The organism is Mesotoga infera (genome assembly GCA_011045915.1).
Classification (GTDB): Bacteria; Thermotogota; Thermotogae; order Petrotogales; family Kosmotogaceae; genus Mesotoga; species Mesotoga infera_D.
Genome location: DSBT01000181.1, coordinates 1 through 10480, shown reverse-complemented (window position 1 = coordinate 10480; position 10480 = coordinate 1). Strand labels below are relative to the sequence as shown.

The following is a 10480-nucleotide window of genomic DNA, read 5'->3' as shown; positions in this document are numbered from 1 at the left end:
GCAAAGGGCATTTCCGCTTCGCGGGGAAGCGGTTCAGAAAAAGGTAGTCAGCCTGGATTATTCCGAGAACGTTACATCCTTCATTCTGAACTTGATTCAGAACCCCTATCTGAAGGCCTTTTTCAACCTCAAACCTGCAACCTCCCCCAGGTCTTTCAGAAGCCCAGATCCCGAAACAAGTTCGGGATGACAGCGAATGATTATTCCGAAAAGGATAGATTCCGTCATTCCGACAAAGCTCCTGGTCGGAACCTGGATGCTCTTGCTTTACGATTTTGACCAGTAACGAAGAACAGATCCTCGCTCTGGAATAACAGATTCTCCTCAGAGAACGGTGAACCAGTTTTGCTGCTCTTCCTACCACGAACCCGCAACCCCCAACCCCGTTCTCATAACTCATCTCTCGATCAGTTCCACTCCCGCGTTCCTGAATTCCTCTACAGTTCTCTGAACATCGCCCTGGCTAGCTTCAACCCCTTTTGTTCCGTTTATTATTACATTTATCTTGAAGCCGGCCATGAGAGCATCGTGAACAGTGTATTTGAGGCAGTAATCAAGAGCCAGCCCGCAAATGTCTAGTTCTTCTATGCCGAGAGCTCTTAGCAGCCCATCGGTTCCAAGTTCTGTACCGTCATTTTCTCTGAAGATCGAGTAGCTGTCGACATGGGGGTGAGTTCCCTTTCTTACTATGTAGTCGAAGCGGTAACTCTGTATTTCTTGATTGAATTCAGCTCCGTGGGTCCCTTGTTGACAGTGAACAGGCCACAAGACGGGGCCGATCCCTTTCCCGTTGTCAAACGGCGTGAAGGGTTCTTTCCCGTGATTGACTGCAAAGCTCATGTGATTTGATGGGTGCCAGTCTTGGCCTGCAACTATCACTTTGTATGCGGGGTCTTTCATTGTTCTGTTCACCACTTCGTTGATTTTGCTCGCATCACTTACGGGTAATGCACCTGTTTCATAGAAGTCGTTCTGAACATCAACGACTAGAAGTGCCTTGCGCATCTCAATCGCCTCGCTTTCAGATCTCTATAGCACTCTTAGCCTTTCACGGAGTTCTTCATCAACTGAGCTAAGGGCAAAAAGCGTGATCCCGTCCGGTTCTAGCTTTTCAACACTCTTCATGAGTTCGACAAACTCGGCCCAGCGACCTACGTAGTTAAATGCTCCAAGTCCAATTCTAATATTCTTCAGCGATCCATGAAGACTTCGGATCTTCTCCACCCTCGACAAGACTTCATCTGGCTCCTTTCCATATGCCATAACGACGGCCGAATCAATCAACCCGCTCTTAAGCCATTCTAGCCAGGGCTGCAGACGCTCACTTACAGCTCTTTCCGAATAATCATCGTAGACTGCGCACGATACCTTTTTCCCTTTGGCTCTGACGACTTCAGAGATCATCGAGACCTGTCTCGTTATGGAAAGAATTCTGTAGCTATCGAAGCTTTTCTTACTTTCGGTAAGTTCTTCTTTGTTGAGCCACTTTCTGTATTCAGCCAGAGCAAGCGGATTGTAGCCGAAGCTTTTGAACGGGTACCTTATGAAGTCAAGATGAACCTCTTCCACATCGTAATTTGAGATTTCAGAAGCAATTTGGGCAGTGAATTCTCTCACATCTGGGATTCCGGGATCTATATAGGGTCCGAATACTTCTTCCAGGCTGCTGGATTGATACTCAAGCATAGAAGTGCCGCTCTCATCTACTGTGATCCATTCCGGTTGCCTATTCAAAATATGGCTTTCCGAAAAGTGCCTTTGCTTTCCAAAACCCCAAACAAGGTTTACATTCATCCAGGCCGAAATCCTGAACTCCCTTTCGCAAGCCTCTTCTATGATCATCTGAAGTGCATCGAAATCTTGAGCCAATTCTTCGGCGGGAGGGAGAATATTCGAGGAGTAGTAAGAGTCGGCGCGGTTCACAACCTGTATATAGGCCCTAACGGGATTGATCCCCTCGAGTTTTTCGATCATCTTGCCAAGAGATTCCTGAGATACAAGTTCTTTGCTCGTAACCCAGACTTCCGGTCTGAATCCGCTCATCTTTTCCTCCATTCATCGTTTTGACAATTCTGTCCGGACTGTCAGATGAAGTCGATTACGTTTGATCTTTCGCTTATTTCCGGTATTATTATGCCCTTGCCGTCGGCCATTACTACCGTTACGCCGGGGCCGTGACCGGTAATTATACAGTCTCCGTGCACAACTACTCCGATAGTAACGGAGCCCTCCATATAACCTCCAAGTCCGAAAGAATCGTTGTGATTTTCGAGGGCTACAAAATCGCCTATTCTAAGCCTGTCGAGACCGACTTTCTTTATGAGTGCCCTGTCATTTGTGATGATGTCGTAGTCGCCACCGGAAGGATCTCCCGATCCTGAGCCGGAACCCATGAGATAACCGGGTACTATTGCCCTTACCGGGAAGTGGATCTTTCCTTCTCCTTCTTCAAGGGGAATTCTATCGAGTAGTTCTGGATCGATATTGTAAACCCTTATCGAGGGATGATCTTCAAGCACCAATCCCTGACCGAATCCAACAACCTGTATCTTGTCTCCGATCGCCATCTTATTCTTTATGTCTTCTTTGAAGTGGATCAAGACATGATTTATACCGCCATGCTTGCCTATGACTATTCCCTTCTCTCCCTTTGCATCTCCGCTGATTAAAGTGGCTGAATTTCCTATACAGGAATAACCGACATATGCTAAATTCTTATCAGCTTCTGAGTTCTTTGTCGAGACATCTGGCTCAACATGGTCGCCAACCATCTTGAAAGCACTGTCTCCAAGAGCGAAGTTATAGGTGATGCCTCCAGTACCCGGGAAAAGTCTTGGAGTCCCATCGACTTCAAGTCTAAAAGGGCTTCTCCTTAGTGGATGTGCAACTTCGCCAGAGACAGAGATCTTCACTACAAAAGCTTTGTTTGTCTTCAATGCCTTCTCCTCCATTCGGTGTTTTTGTTAGCATATAGTACATATACATTATATCAACTGAAGAACGTTGGTCGAACCGTGATATAATCCACGCTGGAGGTCGTCATATGTATTATCCGGGGCACATTCAGAAAGCAAAAAGGCAGATTCAGAACTACATTAAGTCCGTAGATGGAGTAGTCGAGCTGCTTGATGCTAGAATTCCTCTCTCAAGCAGGGCCTATGAAGCAGAACGATTGTTTCAGAACAAACAGCGCATTGTCGTTCTGAACAAGTCCGACCTGGCCGATCCTGAGATCACTTCCATGTGGAAAGAGTATTTCAAAGCACAGGGAAGCGGAGTTGTAGAGGCTTCATTGAGATCAACAGACGCCAGGAATTTCATAATCAGAGAAATCGTACCTCTATTGAAAAGCAGGTTTTACGAGAAGAGGTTCATGGTTGTCGGAATGCCTAACGTTGGAAAGTCTACCTTTATAAACAGACTCAAAGGCAAGAAATCATTGGCCGTTGGAAATAGACCGGGAATAACGCGTGGAGTCCAGTGGATAAATGTCTCTCAAAGTATTGCCGTTCTCGACACGCCGGGAATTCTATACTCTGAACTTCGCTCTCGGCACGTAACGACGAAACTTTTGGCGGTAGGTTCCCTACCGTACGAGAAATTTGATCCGCTTGACGCCTTCGAAAGGGTGCTTTCCTTAGTTGTCGAAAGATATGGCGAGGTTCCCATTGAGGATTACCTCGGTGAGAAATTCGCCGATGGAGAGGAGTTTGTCGAGAAGTTCTGCAGAAGAAGAAACTACCTTGCCAGACAGGGGGCGCTCGACACAACCAGAGGAGCCCACACTTTTCTCAGGGAGGTCGCTGCCGGGAAGGCAGGCAGATTTTCTTTCGAAGATCCCGAAAGCTTTTACAGTAGCGATTCACTTGAAACGGAGTGATCTCTTGCTTCTCTTCTCAAATCGGTCCATATTTGATCGATAAAATTGTAGGTCAGCCATTCTTCGATTATGTGGAGTTTCCTTACGCCACTCATCGTTGGTTTGATGATTTCTTTCTCTCTTTGTAGATAGCCTCTTGCAGTTGCCGAGTTAAGGAGGCATCCCATCCTCAGCGGAAGTCTTCCAAAGAGTTCTTCAACACGGCTGAGATCTAGTTGACCACCATAAAGCGCCCAGAAAGAGTAATAGAGGATCGCCGAGAATTTTTTCATCTTGATCGTCTTGCGGACAGGAAGCTTCCCGGTATCGAGAAATGAGAAGTATTCTTCAAGCGAAAAGGTGTTAGTTCGAAACTCCTTTCCATTGAAGGAAGAGGCGCTCGTACCAATTCCCATAAAGAATTCACGTGAGACGGAGCTGTATTTTCTCCCCTCATCCACCTTCTTGAAAGTCCAAAGGGAATCCCTGATGTAACCATTTGAGAGAGCGGTGTTTTCCAACTCTTCCAGTATATCCAGTTCCTTCTCGGGATCGTTCTTAGTGCTTTTGTAAGCTGTATCCGTGAAGCGCATCATTGGATAGACAGATACCTGTTCCGGACCGTAAGAAATCGCCGTCTTGAGATCCTCTACAATTCTTCTTCGCTCAAGCTGGTAATCGAAGATCAAATCTACGTCAACAAAGTCAAAGCCCGCCGAGGTAGTCTCGGCTATCGAATTCAGCGAAACGCCTGAATCCTGTCTCTTCCGACCCATAGAGTTCAAAGTGTAATCGTCGAAGGACTGTATCCCAAGGCTGACGAAGTTAACGCCAATCTCTCTAATCTTCTCGAGCCTCTTACTGGAAGCATCTGCCGGGTGTACTTCAAGAGCGATTTCACCAGAAGTCATTTCTCTGAAATGGGAGACGATCCCATTTAGTAGTTCAAGGTCATAGGATGGGGTTCCGCCTCCGATGTATATAGAACTGAAATATCCGATCCTCTCCAGATCGGCTTCTCGTTTCAAAGCGATCAGATAGTTACCGGTCAATTTGGAGTCGTATTTGATTTTGTTGTAGGGACAGAAGCCGCAGAAATCTGGACAAAATGGTACATGAATATATAACCCAGGCGGTGTATCGAAAGCCATCGGGCCTCTACCATCTACTTCCTCTATTCTGAACAGCCTTTTACCAAGTTCCATGACTCTTTCGGTCAGACCCATTTTTGTCCTCCCGCTCCATCTTAGTACTTAAAGTATGCTAATATAATATATGTTCTGAGCATATATCTCATCCTATCTGGAGGTGTTACATGAAAAAGGACGTAGTAATAGTGGGAGGGGGTCCTGCCGGTATTGTTACGGCGACAACGGCAAAGAAAACCTATCCTGACAAGAGCGTAGTTGTAATTAGAAAGGAACGAGAAGGTGTAGTACCATGTGGAATTCCTTACATATTCCATACTTTTCCGACTGTAGACGCCAATACCATGCCGATAAAAGGTGCTCAGGATCTGGGAATCGATTTTATTTTCGATGAAGTAAGTGAGATTAGCACTGATTCCAAAATGGTTAAGCTCTCCGGTGGGGAGTCTATCGAATATGAGAAGCTGGTTATCACCACAGGTTCACAACCAATATTTCCTCCAATAAAGGGCAGTAAGCTTCCAGGTGTTTTCACTATAGCAAAGGACAAAGAGTATTTGAAGACCGTATATGCTGCCACCAAATCGGCGAAAAAAGTAGTAGTCGTTGGTGGGGGCTTCATTGGAGTTGAGGTTTCTGACGAGATCCTCTCCGACGGCAAGGAAGTCTACCTTGTAGAAGCCGTTGACCAGATACTTATGGCAGCTTTTGACAGGGAATTTGGAACCATGGTAAGCGAACGACTCGAGAAGAAAGGCATGAGACTGCGCACCGGAATGAAGCTCTGTGAGATCAAGGGAGAGGACAAGGTCTCCGGAGTTATACTTGACAACGGTGAAGAAATCGAAGCAGATATGGTGATACTTGCAATAGGTTACAGACCGAACGTGAAGCTTTTGGAAAATATCCCCGTTCACAGGGGTATAACCGGTGGAATATGGGCCGATGAATACATGAGAACCAGTGTTGACGATGTCTTTGCCGCTGGTGACTGCGTCGAACACAAGTGCTTCTTCACGAGAAAGCCAAGTAGACTGATGCTGGCGTCCACAGCTGCTTTTGAGGCAAGAGTTGCCGGTTCGAACCTTTTCAGCCTCAAGATGGTAAGGGAGAATCACGGAAATCTCGGAGTATTCTCCACTTCAGTAGCAGGTTTAACGATCGCCGCCGCGGGACTCACGGAGTGTACGGCAAAGATGGAGAACTTTGATTACGTGGTTGGGATTGCAAAGGGAATAGATAGACACCCCGGTTCGCTTCCCGACAAGTCGGAAATCTTTGTCAAGATGATCTTCTCCAAGGAGAGCGGAATTCTTCTTGGCGCGCAGATGGCAGGCGGAAAGAGCGTTGGAGAGATGGTCAATATTATCGGTCTCGGTCTACAGAAAGGAATAACCGTGAACGATTTTCTTACGATGCAAATCGGTTCCCATCCGCTCCTTACGGCCGCCCCCACTGCCTATCCGTTGACTCTTGCAGCTGAAAACGCTCATATGAACTTGAGAAAGGAATAAGAAACACTACAAATAGAAGAAGCTACCCAGAGGGTAGCTTCTCTTTATGTTGACTGATATTACTTTGCTTTCCCCTGATTCGCAACTGCCTGCTGTGCCTTTGCAATCTCTTCCGGATCGCCCAAATAGTAATGCTCTATTGGTTTTAGATCGTCATTCAGTTCGTAAACAAGAGGTATTCCAGTTGGAATGTTCAATCCTACGATCTCGTCGTCAGGAATATTGTCCAGATATTTGACCAGTGCACGAAGGCTGTTTCCGTGGGCTACAATTAGCACTTTCTTTCCAGACCTTATCTCTGTTGATATCTCATTTTTCCAAAGTGGCAGGAATCTTGCTACAGTGTCCTTAAGACACTCGGTTCTGGGGAGTTCTTCGTCTGAAAGAGACCTGTATTTCGGGTCATGCCCGGGAAACCTCTCGTCACTCTCTTCGAGCGCAGGCGGCTGAATATCATAGCTTCTCCTCCAGATCTTCACCTGTTCCTCGCCGTGTTTTGCAGCGGTTTCGGCTTTGTTAAGACCCTGAAGGGCTCCGTAATGTCTCTCGTTCAGCCTCCAGTCTCTAATCACCGGAATCCACATGAAATCCATTTCGTCCATTATGTACCATAAGGTTCTTATTGCCCTCTTTAGAACTGAAGTATATGCAAGATCGAAATCGTATCCATCGGCCTTCAGTACTTTCCCGGCTTTCTTTGCTTCCTCTCTGCCCTTTTCTGAGAGATCAACATCGGTCCAGCCAGTGAAGCGGTTCTCTTTGTTCCATGTGCTTTCTCCATGTCTTACCAGTACGAGTTTGGTCATATTTCTCCTCCTTCCTTATATCTCCTACATTATAAACTATTCCTCAAATTGGGGCAGATCAGTCATTCTTTCGAAATAGTCCATGGTCTTACTTTCGGTTCTTTGTCATCCATTCAACCGCGAAATCCACCAACTCTACCTGGGGAATCAAAAGTGCTTTTCCATATCCGACAACTCCTCTGTTGACAATTGGTGAAAAGGCTTCTTCGAAAGCCCTTCCTATCGTTTCAAAGTCATCCGTATCTAGCTCGTAGTCAACGAACTCCCTCCAGACTCTCTTTCCATTTTCGCTTATAGGGGCTCCGTCTTTACAAAGTCTTCTAGATGGAAAATCGGCGCGGTACTCTGCAAGATGTAAAGAGCTGTTATTCTTATGACTCACCCCTAAGAGCAATATGTAAGCATTTAGGTCATACAGTCTGGCAAGAGGTGATCCTTCTCCCATTCCAAACTCCAATTCGTGGTTATCGACTATGTAAGAGGCTCTCTTGCCTCTAGCAGTAAAAGAAACCTGCGGGTGATCGCTCCTGATGACACCCTTCATCTTTCTAAAGGTCTCGGAGATTACACCCATTCCTCTGGTAGGGGTTTCGGCTCTGTTGAAGGGGGGCATTGTCCTTCTTATTGTGTCATACCAGCTCTCCGGAACCGGGGGATTTGACCAGTTAGACGGCTCGCTGAGATCTCCGGAATGAGCCGGCATAACCAGTGTTCCATCCTCGTCCAGAATCGTTTCAAGTGCCTTCACTACAGCAACGGCACCGCCACAGACCCAACCTAGTTTGCTCAGAGAGGAATGCACCAACAATACCATTCCTCTTTTTACTCCAAGTTGTTTAAGGTCGGAGATCAGACTCTTCGAAGTTACCGGCCCGTTATTGCTCATTTTTACTGCTTCGGCTTCCTCCATTTAGTACTCCCGAAAATCGATCACAATGAAGTTGATCAATTCACGATCAACCATTTGATCTCAATCTCCGCGCTTCTTCTGTCTGCAGAAGAGTCCTCGAAAATGACTTTCAAGCTATACTCTCCATTGCCTTCAAAGATCAATTCATTACTTGTTTGTTCCCAATCATCGGCCAAATTGGTGACTTCTTCTCCGTCCCTTTCCACTACTAGATACGCGCTGTTGCCGATCATAATTTTCTCGTCCATCCGCACTCTTAGCTTTTGGCCAGGCCGGAGAAGGACAGTGGCAAAACTCTTTCCAGAATCTCCTGCATAGAGAGTCTTGCTCTCATAGCTGTCGAATCCAGCGAGGCAGAGCGTCAAGATTACAAGCCCGATCATTCCAAGAACTGTCAAGTAGCGACCTACATCGATAAGTTTCAAAATCATTACCTCCGTAGTAGTCTCTAGTAGATAAATTATAACCGAATTCAGCCCAGATGTCGTTCTTAGGGCCGCTGATAGAGCTGAAATTTGGGACTGTAATAACATTTAATTGGGACGATTTGAGTAGATGTATAATTGAAGGGAAAGTCATGAGCCTCATGTTTCAAATAACTGGCTTTCCGATTTCAATAATGGGGCTGCATTAACTATCTCCGTTTGGTTTTGGACATGAGAGTCTATATTATTGTTATAGAGATAGTTGAAAGGGGGTAAACCGACTTGAAGATAATTATTTTTGGCGGTACCGGAAGAGTGGGTAGGGTCATTCTTGATAGGGCCTTGAACGATAATCACATAGTCACAATTTTCGTTGGGAACGTCTCCAAGTTAACTGTGCGAAAAGAGAATCTAAGGATCTTCCAAGGAGATGTTTTCAACAGTCAGAGCGTAAGGGACGCAATCAGGGGTCAAGACGCTATTATCAGCGCTCTGGGTCCAGATAATTCAGGTAGCGTGAATGATACTCTAGCGGTAGCTACAAGAAACATAGTAAATGGCGCGAGAGATGCCGAAGTCGATAAAATAGTTTCTATAGCCAATTCAGGTATTTTGCAGCTGTCCCCTAGAGAGCTCAGGCTTGATTCCCCGAACTATCCTCAGTATCTGAAAAAGTCTTCGAGAGAATTCCTGGATGCATTTGAAATCCTGAAGACTTCTGAACTTGACTGGGTTGTTGTTTGCCCGCCCTTCATGTCCTTTTCTGAAGGAAATCAGAGTTACAGGGTTTCTGCAGATTTTCTTCCTGAAAATGGAGAGAAGATCTCTGTTCAGGATGTAGCTGAATTTGCTTTCAAGCAGTTGTTCACTTCTGAGTATTCTCAGAAGAGGGTTGGCATTGCTTATTAGCAAGGAGATAGCTTGAATAGGGGGATTTCTGGTCCCGAAATACATGTTAACAGGATAGAGGCTCTTACCGATGGCGTTTTTGCCATAGCTATGACTATTCTCGTCCTATCACTTGAGGTGCCAACCAGAGCTCAGATTGCAGATCAAAGCGATTTGGTGAAGTTTGTCTTCGGCAAGAATTATGAATTTCTGAGCTACTTCATATCTTTCTTTGTGATTGGTTCAATCTGGATCTCTACTATCAGAAGAACACACATTCTTAAGAACACTGATTATAAGCATCTTTGGCTCAGTTTGCTGAATCTCTTTTTTGTTACTACGGTTCCCTTTACTACTTCCCTTCTAGGAGATTACAGTGAATTCGAATTTGCAGAGATTCTTTTTCACTTCAACATTCTTGTTTTGGAAATAATAGCCTTCATTCAATGGGAGTATTTGATGAGAAACAGAGAAACACGGATCTCATTCGCGAGGAAGTTCTCCAGAGCATTGATTTGGTTTACTATCGAAAGATTTATGTTTTCCAAATATTCGTTCCACTGATTGGTATAGCAGTCTCTTTGCTTACTTACTCCAATATGGAGCAACACTGTCTATCTTGTCATATTCTTCAGAATGTTCTTTATCCGCAGGTAATACTGATTAACATCAACGATTGATAGAATGTTTATATAACTTTGGGAGGCGATCGAGATAGCGTTTACTATCATTAGGTTCATTATAGCAATCCTTACTTCCGTCATTGGCGTCTACATAGTATTAAGACCGGAATCTTACGCTAAACTGGCAGAATTCTCAGCTGGAAATGCCAGAGGAAGAACGGAGATAAAGGCGATCATGGGAGGCGCTTTCATCGGTCTAGGGATTGCACCAATAATTCTTCTTGGCTCCGCGATCGCTTTCATTTTT

General features: G+C 45.4%; 12 protein-coding genes. 5 read left to right on the top strand and 7 right to left on the bottom strand.

The features are described 5' to 3' along the window. Positions 1–396: 396 nt before the first annotated feature. Genes pncA through ENN47_06865 form a run of 3 tightly spaced genes read right to left on the bottom strand, consistent with a single transcriptional unit; the run spans position 397 to position 2936 of the window. Entirely contained in the window at positions 397–1005 is a 609-nt protein-coding gene (gene pncA / locus ENN47_06875) for a bifunctional nicotinamidase/pyrazinamidase (protein ID HDP77891.1), read from the bottom strand. A gap of 24 nt (positions 1006–1029) precedes the next feature. Next, a complete protein-coding gene (locus tag ENN47_06870; protein ID HDP77890.1) occupies positions 1030–2055 on the bottom strand; it encodes a hypothetical protein in 1026 nt (341 codons plus the stop codon). 29 nt (positions 2056–2084) lie between these two features. Next, positions 2085–2936: a DUF4438 domain-containing protein gene (locus tag ENN47_06865; protein HDP77889.1), complete on the bottom strand. Its 852-nt coding sequence runs from the start codon at positions 2934–2936 to the stop codon at positions 2085–2087. Between the two features lie 107 nt (positions 2937–3043). Here ENN47_06865 and ylqF point away from each other — a divergent pair, with 107 nt between their 5' ends. After that, positions 3044–3880 (top strand): ribosome biogenesis GTPase YlqF, encoded by an 837-nt coding sequence (gene ylqF, locus ENN47_06860; protein HDP77888.1) that lies wholly within the window; start codon positions 3044–3046, stop codon positions 3878–3880. On the opposite strand, the gene ENN47_06855 is transcribed toward ylqF, so the two are convergent. Continuing rightward, positions 3850–5085: a radical SAM protein gene (locus ENN47_06855; protein ID HDP77887.1), complete on the bottom strand. Its 1236-nt coding sequence runs from the start codon at positions 5083–5085 to the stop codon at positions 3850–3852. The genes ylqF and ENN47_06855 overlap by 31 nt on opposite strands. Before the next feature lie 89 nt (positions 5086–5174). Between ENN47_06855 and ENN47_06850 the strand changes: the two genes are divergently transcribed. Then, a complete protein-coding gene (locus ENN47_06850; protein ID HDP77886.1) occupies positions 5175–6521 on the top strand; it encodes a pyridine nucleotide-disulfide oxidoreductase in 1347 nt (448 codons plus the stop codon). 59 nt (positions 6522–6580) lie between these two features. On the opposite strand, the gene ENN47_06845 is transcribed toward ENN47_06850, so the two are convergent. From ENN47_06845 to ENN47_06835, 3 genes are all read right to left on the bottom strand, one after another. After that, positions 6581–7327: a 2,3-diphosphoglycerate-dependent phosphoglycerate mutase gene (locus ENN47_06845; protein HDP77885.1), complete on the bottom strand. Its 747-nt coding sequence runs from the start codon at positions 7325–7327 to the stop codon at positions 6581–6583. Positions 7328–7415: 88 nt separating this feature from the next. After that, entirely contained in the window at positions 7416–8237 is an 822-nt protein-coding gene (locus tag ENN47_06840; GenBank protein HDP77884.1) for an AAC(3) family N-acetyltransferase, read from the bottom strand. Positions 8238–8272: 35 nt separating this feature from the next. Continuing rightward, positions 8273–8662, bottom strand: a complete 390-nt coding sequence (locus ENN47_06835; protein HDP77883.1) for a hypothetical protein — start codon at positions 8660–8662, stop codon at positions 8273–8275. A 282-nt stretch (positions 8663–8944) separates the two neighbouring features. Between ENN47_06835 and ENN47_06830 the strand changes: the two genes are divergently transcribed. The 3 genes from ENN47_06830 to ENN47_06820 all read left to right on the top strand — a co-directional run. Then, a complete protein-coding gene (locus ENN47_06830) occupies positions 8945–9571 on the top strand; it encodes an NAD-dependent epimerase/dehydratase family protein (protein ID HDP77882.1) in 627 nt (208 codons plus the stop codon). 12 nt (positions 9572–9583) lie between these two features. Then, positions 9584–10114: a DUF1211 domain-containing protein gene (locus tag ENN47_06825; protein ID HDP77881.1), complete on the top strand. Its 531-nt coding sequence runs from the start codon at positions 9584–9586 to the stop codon at positions 10112–10114. Between the two features lie 144 nt (positions 10115–10258). Further along, the coding region (locus ENN47_06820; GenBank protein ID HDP77880.1) for a DUF4345 domain-containing protein at positions 10259–10480 on the top strand (222 nt) is incomplete at its 3' end.

Excerpts from the sequence above, each read along its gene's own strand:
- ylqF (HDP77888.1), top strand. The coding sequence starts at position 3,044 with ATGTATTATCCGGGGCACATTCAGAAAGCAAAAAGGCAGATTCAGAAC.
- pncA (HDP77891.1), bottom strand. The coding sequence starts at position 1,005 with ATGCGCAAGGCACTTCTAGTCGTTGATGTTCAGAACGACTTCTATGAA.
- ENN47_06850 (HDP77886.1), top strand. The coding sequence starts at position 5,175 with ATGAAAAAGGACGTAGTAATAGTGGGAGGGGGTCCTGCCGGTATTGTT.
- ENN47_06870 (HDP77890.1), bottom strand. The coding sequence starts at position 2,055 with ATGGAGGAAAAGATGAGCGGATTCAGACCGGAAGTCTGGGTTACGAGC.
- ENN47_06840 (HDP77884.1), bottom strand. The coding sequence starts at position 8,237 with ATGGAGGAAGCCGAAGCAGTAAAAATGAGCAATAACGGGCCGGTAACT.
- ENN47_06845 (HDP77885.1), bottom strand. The coding sequence starts at position 7,327 with ATGACCAAACTCGTACTGGTAAGACATGGAGAAAGCACATGGAACAAA.
- ENN47_06855 (HDP77887.1), bottom strand. The coding sequence starts at position 5,085 with ATGGGTCTGACCGAAAGAGTCATGGAACTTGGTAAAAGGCTGTTCAGA.